16 protein-coding genes are annotated in these 20759 nt (G+C 53.9%); all 16 read right to left on the minus strand.

The window, feature by feature from the left end; all coding sequences use genetic code 11:
• Positions 1-193 precede the first annotated feature (193 nt).
• Complete coding sequence (locus KJS42_RS08665; protein ID WP_193416349.1) at positions 194-961, minus strand: cell division protein FtsQ/DivIB; 768 nt, start codon at positions 959-961, stop codon at positions 194-196.
• 119 nt (positions 962-1080) lie between these two features.
• The gene (murA, locus tag KJS42_RS08670; RefSeq protein WP_239483585.1) at positions 1081-2361 is read right to left on the minus strand and encodes a UDP-N-acetylglucosamine 1-carboxyvinyltransferase; all 1281 of its coding nucleotides are present in this window, start codon (positions 2359-2361) and stop codon (positions 1081-1083) included.
• A gap of 16 nt (positions 2362-2377) precedes the next feature.
• Entirely contained in the window at positions 2378-3283 is a 906-nt protein-coding gene (gene murB / locus KJS42_RS08675) for a UDP-N-acetylmuramate dehydrogenase (protein ID WP_155607750.1), read from the minus strand.
• A gap of 213 nt (positions 3284-3496) precedes the next feature.
• Positions 3497-4615, minus strand: a complete 1119-nt coding sequence (murG, locus tag KJS42_RS08680; protein WP_213622610.1) for an undecaprenyldiphospho-muramoylpentapeptide beta-N-acetylglucosaminyltransferase — start codon at positions 4613-4615, stop codon at positions 3497-3499.
• Positions 4616-4619: 4 nt separating this feature from the next.
• Positions 4620-5717, minus strand: coding sequence for a stage V sporulation protein E (gene spoVE / locus KJS42_RS08685; protein WP_155607752.1), 1098 nt, complete (start codon positions 5715-5717; stop codon positions 4620-4622).
• Between the two features lie 49 nt (positions 5718-5766).
• On the minus strand, positions 5767-7191 hold the full coding sequence (murD, locus tag KJS42_RS08690) for a UDP-N-acetylmuramoyl-L-alanine--D-glutamate ligase (protein WP_213622611.1): 1425 nt from the start codon (positions 7189-7191) through the stop codon (positions 5767-5769).
• A gap of 3 nt (positions 7192-7194) precedes the next feature.
• Positions 7195-8160, minus strand: a complete 966-nt coding sequence (gene mraY / locus KJS42_RS08695; protein WP_155607754.1) for a phospho-N-acetylmuramoyl-pentapeptide-transferase — start codon at positions 8158-8160, stop codon at positions 7195-7197.
• A gap of 23 nt (positions 8161-8183) precedes the next feature.
• On the minus strand, positions 8184-9584 hold the full coding sequence (locus tag KJS42_RS08700) for a UDP-N-acetylmuramoyl-tripeptide--D-alanyl-D-alanine ligase (RefSeq protein ID WP_430144840.1): 1401 nt from the start codon (positions 9582-9584) through the stop codon (positions 8184-8186).
• Positions 9584-11074, minus strand: coding sequence for a UDP-N-acetylmuramoyl-L-alanyl-D-glutamate--2,6-diaminopimelate ligase (locus KJS42_RS08705; protein WP_213622613.1), 1491 nt, complete (start codon positions 11072-11074; stop codon positions 9584-9586). Before KJS42_RS08705 ends, KJS42_RS08700 begins: the two co-directional genes overlap by 1 nt.
• Positions 11075-11154: 80 nt before the next feature.
• Positions 11155-13119 (minus strand): stage V sporulation protein D, encoded by a 1965-nt coding sequence (locus tag KJS42_RS08710; protein WP_213622614.1) that lies wholly within the window; start codon positions 13117-13119, stop codon positions 11155-11157.
• 85 nt (positions 13120-13204) lie between these two features.
• Positions 13205-15448: a penicillin-binding transpeptidase domain-containing protein gene (locus KJS42_RS08715; RefSeq protein WP_213622615.1), complete on the minus strand. Its 2244-nt coding sequence runs from the start codon at positions 15446-15448 to the stop codon at positions 13205-13207.
• A 19-nt stretch (positions 15449-15467) separates the two neighbouring features.
• A complete protein-coding gene (locus tag KJS42_RS08720) occupies positions 15468-15920 on the minus strand; it encodes a hypothetical protein (RefSeq protein WP_244868422.1) in 453 nt (150 codons plus the stop codon).
• The gene (rsmH, locus tag KJS42_RS08725) at positions 15921-16895 is read right to left on the minus strand and encodes a 16S rRNA (cytosine(1402)-N(4))-methyltransferase RsmH (RefSeq protein ID WP_213622616.1); all 975 of its coding nucleotides are present in this window, start codon (positions 16893-16895) and stop codon (positions 15921-15923) included.
• 79 nt (positions 16896-16974) lie between these two features.
• Positions 16975-17412: a division/cell wall cluster transcriptional repressor MraZ gene (mraZ, locus tag KJS42_RS08730; RefSeq protein WP_059044096.1), complete on the minus strand. Its 438-nt coding sequence runs from the start codon at positions 17410-17412 to the stop codon at positions 16975-16977.
• A 417-nt stretch (positions 17413-17829) separates the two neighbouring features.
• A complete protein-coding gene (locus tag KJS42_RS08735) occupies positions 17830-19098 on the minus strand; it encodes an adenosylhomocysteinase (RefSeq protein ID WP_213622617.1) in 1269 nt (422 codons plus the stop codon).
• 12 nt (positions 19099-19110) lie between these two features.
• Positions 19111-20748: a bacillithiol biosynthesis cysteine-adding enzyme BshC gene (gene bshC, locus KJS42_RS08740; RefSeq protein ID WP_213622618.1), complete on the minus strand. Its 1638-nt coding sequence runs from the start codon at positions 20746-20748 to the stop codon at positions 19111-19113.
• Between the last annotated feature and the right edge of the window lie 11 nt (positions 20749-20759).

Below are 20759 nucleotides of genomic sequence, written 5' to 3' on the forward strand. Positions count from 1 at the left end.
CACTATCTACTTAATTCAACGCCATTTAACCTTTCCCTCTTTTTTCTACAAATTTTTTGACTTCCAAGTTTTACATCCAATAGGCGGAAGTTCGATGATCCTACGGAATAGGATCCTGGCCATATCTGCAAAATTAGAAGAAAAAAGAGGGAGAACGTCAACTAGCCCATAAAATGTATTTTAACATTGTTTTTCAATCATGAGTAGTATCATTTTGTCCATCGTTCTCGTTCTCCGCCGTGGAGTAGGGAACATAGGAATCGGCATCGAGCATCGTCAGCTTACCGGGGTCCTGGGTTTGCAGAATCTCGTTCATGTATTCCGCTTTTTTAGCCAGAAGCGAAGTAGCCGAGATGATTTCAAATTTGGACCTCGTATAGAGCTTAATCCGGTCCGGATAGGATAACGTAGGCGATGGGACAATCTCGGAAATATCGGCGGTCAGCTCGTCCGGAATTTGCGACAACGTTCGGCAAAGTTTGACCAGACTCTCGTCATCCGCCTTCCAACCGGTCAAGATTGGCTTGTCCACCGGCATCGATCCGTCCTTGAGTTCGATTCGCGTCCCATTGGCGAGTAACCCCTGCAGTTTACCTTCTCCGGTCAATGCATAGGCCGCGATTGGATATTCCTCGATACGAATATTCACGCTGCCGGGAAACGTCTTGTCCACTGTCGCCTGCTTCACCGAGGAAACGTCTTCCAGCTTGCGGGCGATATGATCCGCGCTGACAGCAAAGAACGGGGAACCGACCTGAAGGCCGGTAACGCCTAGGAGTTCCGCTTCGGTCGTATACGTATTGCCTTCAAACGTAATTGCGGAAATTTTGCTAAGAGATGAACGAAAGAAAAGGACGCACAGCAGGGCGAGGAACAGCAAGATGAGAATCGTTTTGATTTTCCGGCCGCTTTTCTTCTTAGGCGCGGGTTCTTTTAGGACGGGTACATTTGCTTTTGGCATGTCATTTCTCCGCAACTTTCTGAATAAGTATTACAAAGCCTATTATCCCCTCCAGGGGAGGGGACAAAAGTTTTGGGCTATCACCAATGAAGGTTCGCGAAAACAGAAAGCCTTTCAGCTTAGGCCAAATCCAACTGCCGCATGGCAGGAGACTCTCGGCGCACTACGCCACCTAAACGCTGAAACATCGTTTCAATCCGATCGTAGCCGCGGTCAATATGATGAACTTGCTCAACCACCGTTTGCCCTTGGGCTGCCAAACCAGCGATGACCAGCGCCGCACCTGCTCGCAAATCGGTCGCTTCCACGGTCGCGCCGTAAAGCCGGGGAACCCCGCGAATGAACGCAGAATTCAAGTCCACCGTAATATCGGCCCCCATGCGGACAAGCTCGTCGACATGCTTGAACCGGCCTTCGAACACGGTCTCCTTCATGACGCTCAAACCATCTGCTAAAGATAACAGCACCATCACCTGAGACTGTAGATCGGTAGGAAATGAAGGGTAAGGTGATGTGACGATCCGCTCAACCGCTTTGGGGCGGCCCGCGCTGCTCAACGTTATTATATCATCCGTCACTCCGATTTGAACACCAGCCCGCTTCAGCACATGCAGCAGGGATACCAGATGCGAAGGGTTGCTATGGGTGAGGGTCACGCTGCCGCGGGTTGCGGCGACGGCAATCAATGCCGTTCCTGCAACGATACGGTCTGGGATAATCTCGTAATCGCAAGGGAGAAGTCGTTCCACCCCTTTGACCGTAATCGTGTCGGTCCCGGCGCCGATAATGCTTGCGCCCATGGCATTCAAAAAGTTCTGCAAATCTTGAATCTCCGGCTCCCGCGCCGCATTGGTTATAATGGTGGTTCCTTCGGCCAGCGCAGCAGCCATCATGATGTTCTCGGTCGCACCTACGCTGGGAAAATCCAAATGGATATCCGTACCGATCAGTTTTCCGGCTCTGCACCAAATTTGCTGATCGTACTCCTCAATCTTCGCCCCTAAAGCTTCAAGTCCCTTCAAATGCAGATCGATTTTCCTTTCTCCGATCGCACAGCCTCCCGGTTGATAAATGCACACTTCCCCGAACCGCGCGAGGAGCGGCCCCATCAAAAAAATGGAAGAGCGCATCTGTTTCATCAAATCTTCCGGCACATGGCTGGAGTCCGCTCCTGACGTATCTACGGTCACCGTATCTCCCAAATGGACGGCTCTGCAGCCCAATCGGCCGAGGATACCTAACATGACATCAATATCGAGCAGGCGGGGGACATTTCGAAGTTGTACTTTGCCTTCCGCCAACAGCGATGCGGCCAGAATCGGCAGTGCGGCATTTTTCGCTCCATGGATACGAATGGTTCCTGATAGGGGTTTCCCGCCTTCGATCACCAATTTGTCCAATGTATCACCTCCGAGTTTACCGTTCACCCACGAAGAAGACCTCCGGCACCAGCGCCACGTCGAACTTGCCTTGGACGGTGGCCTTGACTTGCTCCATGAGCGCAAGAACGTCCTCTGCTGTCGCTTGCCCGGTATTGACGATGAAATTGGCGTGCAGCGTGGATACTTCGGCCCCGCCGACTTTCGTCCCTTTGAGTCCCGCCGCTTCGACCAGCCTCGCGGCATGATCTCCGGGGGGATTGCGAAATACGCTGCCTGCGCAAGGCTGCGTCAGCGGCTGCGTTTTACGGCGACGGTCCTTATAGGCCGCCATAGCCGCCGCGACTTCCAGCCGATCGCCCACGGCAAGCGAAAAACATGCCTGTGCCACGATCCCTCGTTGTTCATGCAGGACGGAATGCCGGTAGGCAAACTTCATATCCTCCGCTGTGTATGTGACCAATTCACCTGTCTCCAGAACAATGTCAGCGGATTTAAATATACGTGACACATCGGACCCGTGGGCACCAGCATTCATGTAGACGGCGCCGCCGACCGTTCCCGGGATTCCTCCGGCAAATTCCAGCCCGGTTAACCCCTCTTTGCCCGCCATGATGCTGAGTCTGACGACGGACGCCCCGCCTCCAGCGCAGACTTCCGTGCCGGTGAAAGCAATCTGTTCCAGCCCTGCTCCCAACCGAATGACACAGCCTCGGATTCCCTTGTCAGAAACAAGGAGATTGGAGCCTTTTCCGATGATCATCCACGGAATCCCCTCCGCATAGAGTAGACGCATCAGCTCAGCAAGCTGTTGGGAATTCTCCGGAACGACCATCGCATCCGCCGGTCCGCCGATTTTCCATGTTGTGTACTTTGACATTGGCTCATTCGGCAAGACCTCTAAGGCTTCCAGCCTGGTCAAATGTGATATCCACTGCTGCATCGTATAACCCTCCTTGACTTGTATGGCGGATTCCTTCGGCGTCAAACGCCGGGTGCCGCTGTTCCAAATCGGCAGTCAACGACTGCCGGAGCCCGGGTCCCGCGGAGGGGGATAGCCCTCCCCGCTTGGTTGTCACGATTTATAGAGTATCTTATGCCTCCCTCACGGAGAGTGTGACAATCGCCCAGACCATGGGAACCAGGCTGTCCGCCGCTAGCTGCTTTGACGGTTTTGCGACAGTCTCCGCATCTGCTCTACAACGAGATGGGCGGAATCCGGCTTGCCTAGCGCACGAGAGGCGGTTGACATGGCGGTATGCCGTGGCAGATCGTTCATCACGCGCTCTATAGATGCATACAAGCTGCCCCCCGTCAGTTCCGGCTCCAGAATCACCTCCGCCGCGCCAGAGCTCTCCAGCGTGCGGGCGTTTTCCTCCTGGTGGTTGTTTGTGACGTTCGGCGAAGGAATCAGGATAGCTGGAATGCCCAGCGCCGTAATTTCCGCCAAAAAAGAAGCCCCGGCGCGGTTTACGATCAACGAAGTGCAGGCCAGGACCTCCGGCATGTTGTGTACATAAGGAAGGACTTGCAAATTGGCGGGCAATTCACCGGTCTTCGCCTTGATCGCTTCCACCGTCGAGGTATAGTAGCTGTCCCCGGTCACATAAACGAATTGTAAATGCTCCGATTGCTTCAACAACGGTGCCATCTCTACCATCGCTTCATTGATCGCTTTGGCGCCGCGACTGCCACCGACGACCAGCACGACAAAGCTGGATTCCGGTAGCCCAAGAGTTGCGAAGCCCTTTCGTTTATCCGCTGCGTAAACGGTAGTTGCTCGCGGATTCCCCGTGTATACGACATGTCGGGCCGAAGGAAATGCGGAACCCGATCCCTCGAAGCTGACGGCAACCGTCGATACGTATTTGCTCAAGAACCGGTTCGTCAAACCCGGGATGGCATTCTGTTCATGGATGATGCTAGGGATACCCAGCTTGGCCGCGGCATAAACGACCGGACCACAGACATAACCGCCTGTTCCGATGACTACGTCGGGCTTAAACTCTCTAAGTAGCTTCTTGGACGTCTGCACTCCCTTGAGAAAACGCATGATCGTTCTCACATTATCGAACGACAGCTTCCGACGGAAGCCGGTAATATCAATCGCTTCAAACGGAATTCCCTGCTTGGGGACCAGCGAGCTTTCCAACCCGCGCTTGCCTCCAATGTACAAAAACTCGGATCCGGGAAATTCCTCGGCGCATTGGCTGGCGACGGCTAGTGCCGGGTAGATGTGACCCCCGGTTCCGCCGCCGCTAAGTACGACGCGCATATCCTCACCTCGCGTAACGGGATAAATTAAGTAAAATGCCTAGCGCGGTCAGCATCAGCGTAAGCGACGACCCCCCGTAACTGATCAGCGGCAGCGTTATGCCGGTGACCGGCATGAGGCCGATAACGACGCCGATGTTGATCACGACCTGTACGCCGACCATCCCGACAATACCGACAGCCAGCAAGCTGCCAAAGGTATCCTCGATCGTCATTGCCACGCGCATGCCGCGCCACACCAAAATCAAAAACAACAACAGGACTAAGAGTCCGCCAATAAAGCCCAACTCCTCGGCTAGGATGGAGAAAATAAAATCCGTTTGCGGCTCCGGCACATAACTGTATTTCTGCCGGCTCATTCCGAGCCCCAACCCGGCCAAACCTCCCGGTCCGATCGCGTACAGCGACTGAATGATCTGATAACCCGCGCCCAATGGATCCGACCACGGGTCCAGGAAGGCGGTGATGCGTTTCAGCCGGTAAGGCGCTGCCAGGATCAAGCCAACGAAACCTAACCCGCCCACCGCAGCCAAGCCGGCCAAATGCCGAATGCGAGCGCCTGCGGTAAACACAATTAACAGGGACGCGCCCAGCATCACCGTGCCTGTCCCCAAATCGGGCTGCAGCATAATCAAGCCGAAGGCGAGTCCGATGATGCCAAGCGGCGGCAGCAAACCTCGGGTAAAATGCGTGATCTTGTAATCTTCTTTGCTGAGCCAGTAGGATAGAAACAAAATCATCCCCAGCTTCATGAACTCGGACGGCTGGATGCCAAACGAGCTGATCCCCAGCCAGCTGCGCGCCCCTCCGCGCACGACCCCGATACCGGGAATCAGCACGATGACGAGCAGGGCAAAACAGAGAACCAGCCCGATTTTGGCGTATTTCCGCAGCAAGCGGTAGTCCAGATTCATCATCAGAACCATCGCGATTAATCCGAGCACGGCAAACAACAGCTGTCTTTTGACAAAATAAAATGAATCGCCGTAATCATGGAAAGCGAGTACCGAACCCGCGCTGTATACCATCACGATTCCGATCGCCAGCAGTCCTAGAATGCTGGCCGCCAGCCAAAAGTCCGGCGCAGTACGGCTCTTGCCCATCGTGGATGCCACCTCTTGACAGAAAGTAGGGGCTTTTCCACCCCCCTACTTAAAGGGTATGCACCGCCTCTTTAAAAATGCGTCCACGCTCTTCATAGGAAGGGAACATATCCCAGCTGGCACATGCCGGCGAGAGTAGAACCACATCTCCCTGCTCCGCCAGGCCGGACGCTTCCTTCAGCGCGGTACGCAGCGTTTCCGCGGCGCTGTCCACAGTATCGACCAGCACGATGTTCGCTAGACCCGCCAGCTCGGCAACTCTAGCGATTTTTTCCTTCGTCTGGCCGAGGGTAACGACGGCTTTCACCTTCTCTTTGAAAACCGGCAGCAGTTCCATATAATCGGAACCCCGATCCAAACCGCCGGCGATCAATACGATCGGTGCTTGCAACGCGCCCAGGGCCATGACCGTCGCCTTCGAATTGGTCGCTTTGGAGTTGTTATAGTACGCGACGCCCTGCTTCTCGTCCACGTACTCCAAGCGATGCTCCACGCCGCGGAAGGTCCGTAGCGGCTCAGCTAGCGCCTCGGGCGCAGCTCCTGCGGCAATCGACGCCGCAACGGCCGCCAGCGCGTTCTCGACGTTAAAGCGCCCCGGCAAGGCGATATCGGCGATATCGACGATACTGCGCACCTCGCCGTCGGCTCCTCGATACATGATGCGACGGACCAACCCATCCTCTACGTCCGGTATGTACGCCGGCTGGACATAGACGCCCTCCGATTTCAATTCCTCGGCCATCGAGAAGGGAATCAGCTGCGCGTGAATATAGGGCACAAGCTCCCGGCACACAGGGTCGTCCCAATTGATGACGGCGCGGTCGGTTTTTCGTTGGTTCGCGAACAGCTTGGCTTTGGACGAGATGTAATCCTCCATCGTTCCGTGGTAATCCAGATGCGTTTCCGCGACATTCAATAGGCAAGCTACTTCAGGTCGAAACTCCCTCGTGCCCTTCAACTGAAAACTGCTCAGCTCGGCGACAAGCCAGTTGCCTGCATCCGCCTCCTCCGCAGCCTCACACAGTGGAGTTCCGATATTTCCGGCGACAATCGGTCTCATCCCAGCGGCCTCCAGCATGTTGCCGATCCAGGTTGTCGTCGTCGTCTTCCCGTTGGAACCGGTGATGCCGAGGATTGGTGCCGGGCTAAGCAAATAGGCTACCTCGACCTCCGTTACTACCTCGATGCCAAGCTCGAGCGCGCGGGCCACAGGAGGAGCGGTGTATGGGATTCCAGGGTTTTTGACAACCAGCGAAATCCCTTCATGGATCAACCCCTCCGGGTGACCGCCGCATACAACAGAAATTCCCAAAGCCTCCAATTCGGATGCTTCGGGACACTGATCTCTTTCCTTTTTATCGTTGACCGTAATGAGGGCGCCATAGTTGTGCAGGGTTTTGGCGACCTGAACGCCACTTCTCGCCAAACCGAGAACGACGACTTGACGCCCCCGGTAATCTTCTGGATGATTCATCTTTTACAACCCCTTGTTCAAGTAAAGTCCAATGATCGCCAACACCAGTCCAACCGACCAAAACGTAACGACGACACGCCATTCCGACCATCCGGATAACTCGAAGTGATGGTGGATCGGGCTCATTTTAAATACCCGTTTGCCGCGCGTCTTAAATGAGACCACTTGAATGACGACGGACAGCATTTCGATCACGAAGATTCCGCCGATCACCAGGAACAGCAGCTCGGTTTTGGTAACGATGGCAATCGCTCCGATCGCCCCGCCGATGCCCAGCGAACCGGTATCGCCCATGAACACCTTGGCCGGGTGGGCGTTAAATACGAGGAAGCCCAACACGGCACCGATCATGGCCGCCGCGCAAACTGCAGCTGGAAGCGAGGTCACCTGCATGGCGATCACCGCAAACGCACCCAATGCAATCGCGCTGACGCCGGACAGCAAGCCGTCAACCCCGTCGGTAAAATTAACCGCGTTGGTCACCGCCATCATCATAATGACAATAAACGGATAATAGAACCACGGCCCCCAATCCAACGCAAACTGCGTTCCCGGAACGCTGATCGCGGTGCTGTGACCTTCCGAGATCAGCAAAACGCACATGATGCCGGAGAATAGCAATTGTCCAATCAATTTCTGTCTGGGCGTGAGACCCAAAGACCGTTTAAACACAATTTTGATGTAATCATCGAGAAACCCAACCAGCCCAAAGCCAAGTGTAGCGACCAAGAGCACATAGAAGTCGGTATTCACGACCGAAAATTTTAGATAGGCCAGCGTAAACGCCAATAGAATGATCATGCCGCCCATCGTTGGCGTTCCGGCCTTTTTCAAGTGACTTTGCGGCCCTTCGCCGCGGATTTGCTGGCCGAATTTGAGCCGTCTCAGCAGCGGAATCACCAGCGGAGCCGAGATGACCGCCAGAATAAAGGATACGCCGATCGTTAACAAGATAAGTCCAAAATCCATGGGATCCCCCCCTTTCGCTGGTATTATGGTGTGAGCTCGCTAGTTTTGATCGCTTCGACGACTTCTTCGAGTTTCATGCCTCGGGAAGCCTTAACCAAGACGACGTCCTGCGGATGCAGCAGTGAAACCAGCTTACGGATCAGTTCAGACTTATCAGTATATGCAAAAATGCAGTCCGGGTCCATCTGTTTCTTGGCTCCTTCGGCGATTTGGCGGGAGAGCGGGCCGTAAGCGAACAGCAGATCCGCCATGCCCGGCGTCAACATTTCTCCGATTCCATGATGGTACTCCAACTCAGAAGCGCCAAGCTCCAGCATATCGCCAAGCACAGCTACCTTCTTGCGGTACCCCTTCATATGATCCAAAACGCCGATTGCCGCCTTCATGGAGGTGGGACTAGCGTTATAGGCGTCATTCAGGATTGTAATGCCGCTGCGGCCGACAACGACCTCGATGCGCATCCCGGTGAGCTCCACGTTGCTGAAGCCTTCGCGGATCGCCGACTCGCTCACCTTGTAGTGACGGGCAATGGTAATTGCGGCGAGCGCGTTGGTTACGTTATGCTCACCTAAGAGCGGCAGCTCAAACGGCGGCTCCCCTTCGCTGCCATGCGGCGTAAACAATGTTCGATTGGCGGTGAAGAGAATGCCGGTTGGATAGGCGTCATTTCCCGGTTGAAGCCCAAACGTTGCTGTTTGCAGCCCTTCCGGCTTCGCAGTGGACGGCTCGGCCAACACCTGAGGGATCAGAGGTTCGTCCCCATTGTATACGAATAGCCCTCCCGCCTTCATGCCCGCCAGGATCTCCAGCTTAGCCCTTGCGATCTCCTCCCGGGAGCCGAGCTGCTGCAGGTGGGATTCACCGATGTTGGTGATCACCGCCGTTTCGGGTTCGCCCAGTTTCGAGAGCAACTCGATTTCATGACGGCCGCTCATGCCCATTTCGAGCACGACGATTTCCGTATCCTCCGGCATGGCCAGAAGTGTCAACGGAAGGCCGATATGGTTGTTAAAGTTCCCTTTGGTTTTATGCACTTTATAGGTAGTAGACAAGAGAGCGTATACCAGGTCTTTGGTTGTCGTCTTCCCATTGCTCCCGGTGATGCCGACCACCTTGGCCCCGGTTTCGGTTAAGTACGATTTGGCCAGCGCCTGCAGCGCGATCAGCGTATCGTCCACGAGTACGGCCGGACCCGGCGGCGTTCCCTTCGATCGAGCCCATAGGCAAGCGCCTGCTCCCGCCTGCAGGCAGTCCGCGGCGAAATCATGGCCGTCGAACCGTTCTCCCGCCAGCGGTACAAACAAACAGCCTTCCGTTATTTGCCGGGAGTCCGTAACCACGCCTCGCACCAGGATGCCGGCATCGCCCGCCTCTCGAATCTGTCCGCCGCACATCGCGGCAATTTCCGCTAAGTTTCTTCTAATCACTTTGCCAAACCCCTTATCGCTTCTTTTGCTACGATTCGATCATCAAAATCGAGCACCTTGGATCCGATCAATTGGTAGGTCTCATGTCCCTTCCCCGCAATCAATACTACATCCTCACGGCTTGCCATTTCAATAGCCTTTTGGATGGCTTCGCGGCGGTCGACGATCAACTCGTAACGCTCTTGATCTACGCTGTCGTCGATGAGTCCCTGCTCGATATCCCGTAGGATCGCATCCGGATCTTCGGTCCGCGGATTGTCGGAGGTGACAATCACCTGCTGCGCGTATTTCGCGGCAATGCGTCCCATAATCGGTCGTTTCGTACGATCCCGGTCCCCGCCGCAGCCAAACACGCAAATGACCCGTCCTTTAGCGAATTCATTTACCGTGCGCAACACATTCTCCAAGCCGTCCGGAGTATGTGCATAATCGACGATCACGGCGAATTCTTGACCTTCGTCGACGGCCTCCACCCGACCCTCTACGCCTTTGACGGATTCGAGGCTAGCTTTGATCTGCTCCAGCGGAATGCCTTCCAGCAAAGCTGCAGAGATGGCCGCCAACGCATTGTAGACATTAAATTTGCCAACCATCCGCAAGGAGATATCCGTGCTGCCGCAGAACGAATCTACATGGAAGGACGTCCCCCGGGCGGTAATGGAGATGTTTGAGGCTCGCACATCCGCTTCTTGCTCCACCCCATACGTGATTACTTCCGCCGCCGTTTGTTTGGCAAAGAAAGCACTTGCCGGGTCGTCGGCGTTCAGCACCGCATAGCTGCGCTCCTCCGGGTTCTCCGCATACGTATTGCCAAGCCGGGAGAAGAACAACGCCTTGGCCCCCCGGTAGTCCTCCATCGTTTTATGATAGTCCAGATGATCCTGGGTCAAGTTCGTGAATACGGCGGTACGGAAGCGAGTGCCTTTGACACGGCCCTGGTCCAGCGCATGGGAGGATACCTCCATCACGCAATACTCTCCGCCGCCTTTGGCCATATCATGCAAATAATTTTGCAGTTCAAGCGATTCCGGCGTTGTTCCCGACATTGGATAGGTTTGCCCGGCAAACCGGCGTTGGATCGTGCCGATCAAGCCCGTTTCCCGGCCCTGATCCTGCAAAATCCGCTCGATCAAATAGGTCGTGGTCGTCTTGCCGTTCGTGCCGGTCACGCCGATCACCTTCAGTCGCGAGCTCGGCGAACCGAAAAACACGCCTCCAAGCACAGCCATCGCCAGTCGGCTGTCCTTCACCTTAAGCTGAGGCAGCCCGGCGTTATCCAGCCAACGTTCCACCACAAGAGCAGTCGCGCCTTGCTCAGCAGCCTGCCGAGCATAATCATGACCATCCACGGTGTGGCCGGGAAGGCAGATAAACAGATCTCCCGGTTCTACCTTGCGCGAATCGATGGCGATCCCTGTGCAGGACGTTTCCCCATCCCCTCTGATCTGCGAAGCCATTAAATAAGTTGCCAGTTCCTTAAGCAGCATAGGATACCCCTCCGTCTTTCAACTACGTGCTCTACACACTCATTCTATATTATCACCAAAAATTGCTCAGTTCAGGAATATTATTCACTTGTGATCGGATTATGATCATGTTGTAGTTCTGCTTCAGCTTCACTGCCCATGTAGATGCGGATGGTAGAGCCCTTCTCCACCCGAGATCCCGCTTTCGGCGCTTGGTTAATGACCACGTTGCCGGCGCCGGATCTAGCTAGATTAAAGTTCATGTTCATATCCTCGTAGATCTCTTGCGTCGTGTGGCCGATAAGGTCAGGCACCGTAACGATCGGGATCTCCCCATATTTGTATTTCTTCGTGACCTGCTGCTGACGCGGCGGAACCTTCATATATTCCAGCGCGTCTTCCATGATGTTACGTACGATCGGCGCTGCCACCACGCCGCCGAACTGGATGCCCTGCGGGTTATCGACTGCGGTATAAACGACGATTTGCGGATCGTCTGCCGGAGCGAAGCCGATAAACGAAACGATATGTTCATTTTGCGAATAACGTCCGTTCACGACCTTTTGCGCCGTCCCCGTTTTACCGCCGACACGGTAACCATCGATAAACGCGTTCCCGCCTGTCCCGTTGGCTACGACGCTTTCCAGCGCCGTGCGGATCTGCTTGGAGGTCTCCTCCGAAATCACCTGCCGCACCAGCTGCGGCTTTGTCTCGGAAACGACCTCGCCCGTATCCGGATTCGTCCACGACTTGGCGACGAAAGGCTTGAACAGCTTGCCGCCGTTAATCGCCGCGGACACTGCGGTAATTTGCTGAATCGGCGTGACCGATACGCCTTGTCCGAACGAGGTTGTCGCCAGTTCGACGGGGCCAACTTGGGGCAGCTTAAACAAAATCCCGTTTTCTTCCCCATTCAGATCAATCCCTGTTTTGCTGCCGAACCCGAAGTTTTTGATATACTGGAACAGCGTTTCTTTACCCAGCCGTTGGCCCAAGGCCACAAATCCAGGGTTGCAGGAATTCTCAACAACTTGAAGGAACGTTTGACTGCCGTGGCCGCCTTTCTTCCAGCAGCGGAGCGTCGCTCCGCCGACCTTGACGTAACCGGGATCGAAGAACCGGTCATTCAGTAGGTCGACCTTCTTCTCTTCCAATGCCGCCGCCAGTGTAATGATCTTGAACGTGGAACCTGGCTCGTAGGTCATCCAGATCGGTAAATTCCGGTTATAAACCGCCGAATCGTATTCCTGGTAGGCTCCCGGCTCGTACCCCGGTCTGGCGGCCATGCCGAGGATTTCGCCCGTCTTCGGATTCATCGCGATCGTCAGCGCCGAATCGGCTTGCAGCCGGTCCATGGCCTGATCCAGCTCGCGTTCGATAATGCTCTGGATCGTTTTGTCGATCGTCAAGTTGAGATTCAAGCCGTCCTTCGGCTCTACATATTTCTCTGAGGAGCCCGGCATTAACCGCCCGCCGGCGTCGGACAAATAAGATACGCTGCCGTTCATCCCGCTAAGCAAGCTGTCGTATTTACTTTCCACACCGGTCAACCCCTGGTTGTACCCGCCGGTAAAGCCCAAAATATGTGCGGCAAGTCCGCCAAATGGGTAGTAGCGCTTATTATCTTCAGCGACAACAATACCCGGAAGAGCCAAATCACGAATTTGCTGCGCTTTTTCCATCGTAATTTTGCGTCCGCCGGGTTGCAGCCTGACTATGGATTGTCTCTTGGTAATCGACTTCAGAACCGATTCCTCGGTCATCCCTAGGAGCGGCGCCAGACTCTTGGCCGTCTGTTCCGGATTCTTGATCTGCACCGGAATAGCCATCACCGTTGGCGTCGTAATATTATAAGCGAGCACGTTGCCGTTACGGTCGCTGATTTCGCCACGTTTTGCCGAATAGGGAATGTTTCGGCGCCAGGAATCCTCCGCTTTGGCAGACAATTCGGCGCCTTTTCCGATTTGAACGTAGGCAAGACGTACGGCCAGAGCCGCAAACAGCAAACACAACACCATTAACAGCCAGAACAATCTTCGTCTGACGGTAAACTTGGATACTTTCACAGGTCGCCCTCCTAACCCATCCTGAAACCTCATCATGAGTGTACTCATCACATGACTATTCAGGACAACCAGGGGTTAGAACAAGCTATGGCGAGTCCTGGACCGCATTTCCGCCCGTACCATCGCCTTCTCCGCCATCGGTGCCGGTATCTTCCGTCTGTCCGCCGTCGGTAGATACTTCCTCTTTGTCAGGAGGTTCCAGTGTAAGAATGACACGTCTCCCTCCGTTTTCATTAACGACCTCCTGTGAAACGACATACCCTTCACCTTCCGCTGTGACCGGGATCTGCAGCACGGACAGCAATTCCATCGCATCGCGCAGCGATTCGCCTTGCAGGTTCGGCACGTTGATATCCGACCCTTTCTCCGTGAGCAGGTAAACGAATTGTCCGGTTTTCAGCGTACTTCCCGCCTTAGGGAATTGGGAAATAATTTCCGTCCCTTTCCCATAAGTGGCATAGGAAATGCCGCTTGCCGTCAGCTTATCTTTCGCCTGCTGGACCGCAAGACCGCCCACGTCAGGCACCTTCGGCCCCGTAACGCTGGTCTTCAACTGCGCATCGGCCGCGCCTTCCAATTTTTTCGGAACTCCCATGTACTGCAGCGTTTGATTCACGATCTTCTTGAATACCGGAGCCGCTGCGGTTCCCCCGCCCAGCTCGGAATCCTTCGGTTCGTCGATCAAAACGATGACCGCAATTTTCGGATCGTCCACCGGCGCGTAGCCAATAAACGACACGACCTGCTTCGTATAGTCGTATTGTCCATTCACAACTTTTACCGCGGTCCCGGTCTTGCCGGCAATCCGGTAGCCGTCAATGTAGGCGTGGCGTCCGGTCCCGATCTTTTGGTCCGAGACGACCTGTTCCAAATAGGTTCCGACTTCTTTAGCCTTTTCCGGCGTGAGGATCTGTTGAACGACCTTGGGTTTGGTGTCCTGCGCTTCACCGGTTTGCGGATCCGTAATCGACTTCACGATATGGGGCTCCATCAGCTTTCCGCCGTTGGCGATCGCCGATACCGCTACGATTTGCTGCAGCGGCGTGACGAGCAGCTTGCCGTGACCGTATGCCATCGCAGCAAAGTCGGCTTGCTGTACCGGATCCACGATCCCTTTGGATTCGCCCGGAAGCTCGATGCCCGTCTTTTTGCCGAATCCAAATTGGTCAACGTAAGTTTTCAGCCTTTCCGGTCCCAGCATCTCGTAACCGAGTTTGACGAAAGCAACGTTACTGGAGCGCTTGACGCCCTCCAAATAAGTGATCTCGCCCCAACCGGATCGCTTCAAGTCATGGATGGTTTGTCCCGGTACCCGGATGCTCCCGGACATGTACGTTGCGTTCGGATTGAACAAGCCGTCCTGTACCGCTCCTGCCAAGGTCACGATTTTAAATGTGGAGCCCGGCTCGTAGACCGACTTGATCGCATGGTTGTAAAAATTCTTCTGATCGACGTCCGCCCAATACTCGTTTGGGTTATATGTAGGCATATTGGCCATGCCGAGAATTTCCATCGTGTTCGGATCGGCTGCGATCACCGTCATACTGATTGGTTGCAGCTGAGCGTAAGCTTCTATCATCGCCTGCTCGATATAATATTGAATGGTATAATCGATCGTTAACTTCAGATTATCCCCGTTTTTCGCCGGCGTATAAATCTCACTCGCCTTCGGAATTTCGATTCCGCGACCATCGCGCTTGTATTCGATCGAACCGTCAACGCCTTTCAACTGCTCGTCGTAAAAAGCTTCGAGTCCGGATACCGCCTTACCTTCACGGTCGAGATAACCCAAAACGTGGGAAGCTAAGCTTTGCTTCGGATAATAGCGTTTTTGATCCTTGATGATATAAATGCCGACGTCTTGCATGTCTTGATGTTTTTCTTTCAACTCGCCGATGAAGGCTTGTACCTGGTCTCTTAAGTCCTGGTCAATTTTCCAACCTTCATTCCGAACTTCGCGTTGCGTAAAATACTCGCCGGATTCTTTCTTGGCGTTTACGATGTCCCGCAACTCGTTCTCGTCTTTCCCGAGGACTTTGCCAAGTCCTTCAACCACCTCGTCCTGAAGGTCGTATTTGTTTAAGAGTTCAGGATTCACGGCCACCGTATAGGCCGGAGCGTCCACCGCCAAAACATCGCCGTTTCGATCGGTGATCGTTCCCCGTGTCGCCGGCAGCGGCTTTTTGGTTGACCAGAGTTCCTCTGCATGCGCCTGCCAAAAATCAGCCTGCACAACCTGCAACCAGAACGCTCTACCCATCAATACAGCAAAAAAGAGGGTAATACATCCCCCTATCAGCAGTGTTCGAAGCTTTATTCGCTTGATCATGGCAAAACCTCTTTAGACTTTATTTCTTGGCCGTAGCCACGCCATCTGCCGCAGCCGCCGTTTCGGTGCCCGCGTTGACGCCGTTATTCTCGTCAGTTCCCGTAGGAACTTGGACGTGGAAACCTTCCACCTCAGGCTGTACATAACCGAGCTCATTCGCCTTCAACGGAATCTGCTCCTCCAGCTTTTCCTTCTGGATCGTCAATTCCTTCACTTCGGCGTTAATGGTTTGAATGTCCGTATTCAAATTAAACATTTGCCGCTTTATGTTGTAAAGTGACACATTTTGCCATAGCAATCCGCCCATGATCGCCACGCAAAACAGGACCGTCATCATATACAAAAGCTTCTCACGAACCGGCAGCGGCGATCGGCGGGTGACCACCTTCGTCGTTTCCCGATAACGCTGCGATTGATAGCTGCGTTCCGTTTGCTTCTCTTTAACTGCCAGATTCCCTCGCGTATAAGCCATTTACGATACCTCCACACCAGTTTGCAATTTCTCCGCCACGCGCAATTTCGCCGAGCGGGCCCGTGGATTATCTGCCAGTTCCCGCTCCGACGGGACTAGCGGTTTCCGATTGATTAATTTCAGTGAACCTTTGCCTCCGCACACACACATCGGAAAGTCGGGTGGGCAAGTACATTTCTCAACATAGCTAGCAAAAATCTGCTTGCAAATTCGGTCCTCAAGCGAATGGAAGGTGATGACCGAAGCCCGGCCTTCCGGCGCTAAACAGCGGATGGCCGCATGCAGCCCTTCCTCGAAGGCTCCCAGCTCGTCGTTCACGGCGATGCGCAGCGCCTGAAAGCTGCGTTTGGCCGGATGTCCGCCCGTCCGCCTTGCCGCCGCAGGGATCCCTTCCTTAATCAGCTCGACAAGCTGCTCCGTCGTTTCGATTGGTTCCTGCTCGCGCCGTTCCACGATGACTCTAGCGATTCGCCTGGAAAATTTCTCTTCGCCGTATTGAAACAAAATACGAGCAATTTCACGTTCCGACCACGAATTGACGATCTCCCGCGCCGTCAGGGACGCGGACTGATCCATCCGCATATCGAGCGGCGCGTCCGCGTTATAGCTAAACCCCCGCTCCCCCTCATCAAATTGGGGAGAGGAAACGCCGAGGTCGAACAAAACGCCATCCACTTGGGGAATCCCGTTTAACTGTGGCACTCCCTCGATCTCCAGCAGTTTTTGCTCGATATAGCGAAAATTGCTTTTTACCAAAGTTAATTTGTCTGCGTAGGCTGTGAGCCGCTCTTTGGCATTGTCCAGCGCCCAGTCATCCTGGTCGAAAGCAATCAGCCTTCCGCCTGGACCCAGCTTGGACAAGATCACAGAGCTGTGACCGCCGCCCCCCAGCGTACAATCCACGTAAATGCCGTCCGGCTTGATGCGTAACCCTTCTGTCGCTTCTTCTTTGAGTACCGTGATGTGATGGAACAAGACTTACGCCCCCAAACCTGAATTCATTTTAAGAGGTTATTCAAAAAGTCATCTTGAAAACCTGACTTTTTGAACACACTTAAAGATCGAAGTTGAAATCGACCAGTTTTTCCGCAATTTCATTGAAAGTATCTTCCGACTGCTGGAAGTACTGCTCCCAAGTGTCTTTACTCCATATTTCTACCCGGTTCGACACGCCGAGAACAACGCAATCCTTCTCCAGCTTGGCATACTGTCTTAAAGTACCTGGCAAGTTTACCCTTCCCTGTTTATCCCATTCGCATTCCGTCGCTCCTGAGAAAAAGAAACGGGTAAATGCGCGGGCGTCGGACTTCATCAACGGCAGTGCCTTCAGCTTCTGCTCCAGGACTTCCCACTCCTGCATCGGATAAACGAAAAGACACTGGTCCAAGCCGCGGGTAACGACGAAAGAGCTGCCGAGGAGATCACGAAACTTAGCCGGTATGATAATCCGGCCTTTATCGTCAATGCTATGTTGGAATTCCCCCATAAACATTGGTGACTCACTCCTTACCTCTTTCCCCCACTTTGCACCACTTTACACCACCGTGATATGTAACTATTCCACATTGGAAGAGAAAATCCTTCTATTGTTCATAATTTTTTTTGAAGTGGCGTTAGCGTGACTATTGAAGGGCGGAGCCAGCGATCGCCAAAACACGACAAAAAGGACGATCCCGGCAGATTCCTCTGCACGAGATCGTCCTAATTCTGAATTAACGGTAATTTGTAGCGTTATTTCTTTCATCATCGCCCGACTTTGCCCAAACCGGTGAATTAGCGGTACGATTTACCGTTAATTATCATCTACCGGCTGAAAAGCAATAATTAGCGGTGCAAAATACCGTTAATTCTCCCCCGATGCGACGCAGCTATAAATTCAACTCCGCTCAAGCCCCAAGGATCAACCGAATTAATGCTCTTGCCAGCTATCCAGGTAAGCGCGCTGCTCGGCGGACAATGTATCGATATTTACGCCAAGGCTTTCCAGCTTGAAGCGGGCAACTTGCTCGTCGAGCTCGTAAGGGACGTTGACGACCGTTTTGCCGATTTCCTTATAGCGGTCGTTTACGTATTTCAGGGACAACGCTTGCAGCGCAAACGTCATGTCCATGATTTCGGCTGGATGTCCGTCACCCGCAGCCAAATTGACCAAACGGCCTTCCGCGAGCAGATACATTTTGCGCCCGTCCTTCAGTTGATATTCCTCGATGTTGCGACGTACGGTGCGGATCGATACGGAACGCTCTTTAAGTTCCGGCTTGTTCACTTCCACGTCAAAATGACCCGCATTGGACAAAATAGCGCCGTCCTTCATGACATCATAGTGCTCGCCGCGGATGACATCTCGGTTACCGGTCACGGTGATGAAGAAATCGCCAACCTTCGCCGCTTCCAGCATTGGCATCACTTGGAAGCCATCCATGACGGCTTCGACCGCTTTGATCGCGTCGATTTCCGTGACGACGACGTTCGCGCCAAGGCCCTTGGCTCGCATCGCTACGCCTTTGCCGCACCAGCCGTAACCGACCACAACGACGGTTTTGCCGGCCACCACCAGATTCGTCGTCCGGTTAATTCCGTCCCACACCGATTGACCGGTTCCGTAGCGGTTGTCGAACAGATATTTGCAATAGGCGTCATTGACCGCCACCATCGGGAATTTGAGTTTTCCTTCTTTGTCCATCGCTTTCAGCCGCAAAATACCGGTCGTCGTCTCCTCAGCGCCGCCCCGTACGTTCTCCAGCAAATCCGTCCGTTCCGAGTGCAAAATCGTGACCAAATCGCCGCCATCGTCGATAATCAAATCCGGTTTTGTTTCAAGCGCTTTGATCAACAACGCCTTATATTCTTCCGGCTCAGGATTATATTTGGCATAAACCGTCACGCCATCTTCAACCAATGCCGCACAGACGTCGTCCTGCGTCGACAGCGGATTACTTCCGGTAATGGTCACCTCAGCACCGCCTGCTTGCACGACCTTGGCCAAATAAGCCGTTTTCGCTTCCAAATGAAGCGAGATCGTGACTTTCAATCCCTTAAATGGTTGCTCGGCCTCGAATTGCTTACGAACCCGGTTCAGCACCGGCATATGGGCTTCCACCCAATCGATTTTCAAATGTCCTTCCGGGGCTAGCTTCAAGTCGGTGATGATACTGTTCTGAATTGCTTCTGAGCTCATATTCGTCTCCTCCTATAAATAAATAATTCGATGTTTGCCAGTCAACTCATAAGGAATATCCAGCAGGTCTTCGATCCAATCCATTCCGAACCGATTCAAAGTATCAAATAGATTGTAAACTCTCTCCTGCGGCTTGTTCAAAGGGAATAACGACAATTGAATCCGGTCAAAATGACGCAGGCCGGTTTCATGGATTTTCTCCATCGCATCCTTCGCCTTGCCGCGTAGGTAATCGATTTGATCGAGAATTTTGTCCCTGTTCACCGTCCCAAGTCGAGACAACCCGCTCTCGACCCCGGCTAGTTCCTCAAGGAGTGGCGCATACAGTTCCCCAAACGCAGCAACAACTTCATCGAACCGTTCGTCGACCTGCATACGCTCCTGAGCAGCGAGCCAAGCGCTCCGTTTGCGATGGAAGACCTCAGGATCCTTTACATCATTCCAGCTAAGCTCGTATTTCTTCATATGCTTCTGTATCGTCCCGTCAATCACGGTAAAAGATTCCCGGGGCAGCAGCATCGGCATTTTCAACCCAAGCTTCTGAAACGCCTTGCGCGTAAGCCCCCAGTAGGCGATCTCGCCGGGGCCCAGCACCGAGCCTAGAACAGGAAGCAGGCTGTCTTGCATCAGCGGGCGAGTCAGTACATTATTACTGAATCGCTCCGGATGTTTCCTTAGCTCCTCCAACAATTCGTCAGCCGTAAAGGTAACCTTGCCCTTGCGGTCTTCAAACCGGTCGTTCCGCTTAAACAACAATAGACGTTCCCGCTCGCTTATGTAGAACAAATTAGCCCCGTTTTCGGCCACTTCCGCGGACGGTTCGTACCCCAACCCTGCCATATCGCGTACCGTCTCATGGTAAGCCGACTCCAGCTCATCATTTTGACGGATCATCCGCTCGAACACCGGCATCTCCAGTCGGCGCAACTCAGGATCCGACGAATCCAGCAGCACCAGGCCATGCTTTCCGAATAAGGCCCCGATCAACTTGGCAAAATGCGCCGTCAAATTATCCGCATCCTCTGAACAACATCGTACCAGTTCCATGATGCCCGCCTTATGCTCGCTGTCCGGAAGCAGCTGCTCCAGTTCTGACACGGCCTTATCCCAAGCTTCGGCCTCCACCTTCGTAAAGCTAACCGGCAGCCGGTCCATCGCCCCACGGTGCATACGAATTCGACGCACTTGCAAATCCGGCGATAACACATAGGTATGATTGACCTCGTCCCAATCGTGATCCTCGCCGGCGATCCAAAATACCGGCACAACCGGGCGGTTTAACCGATCCGAAGCCGCCTTTGCCGCTTTAAGGATCGTCACCGCTTTATAGACGACGAGCAGCGGACCGGTGAATACCCCGCTCTGCTGTCCACCAACAATCACCGCTGTACCGGGCAACTCCAGTTGGCCGATCGCCCATCCAACGGCCGGATCGGGGTTATAACGTCCGTTATATTCACGTAGTCGGGTGGCCAAAGCCTTCCGATCCACGCGTGTATGTTCCGTTTGATCTAACCACACGGCCCGTTCAGTCCAACTTTCGGACTGGCTCGGATCGCTCTCATATAATAGTTCAACCGCGGAGAACTGATTGATATATACCTCAGCCAGCGGCCCCGCGAACGAAAGTTGCTCTTGAACGACATTCATCAGGTAGCGTC

Origin of the sequence: Paenibacillus sp. J53TS2, from assembly GCF_018403305.1 — a bacterium.
GTDB classification, from domain to species: domain Bacteria; phylum Bacillota; class Bacilli; order Paenibacillales; family Paenibacillaceae; genus Fontibacillus; species Fontibacillus rhizolycopersici.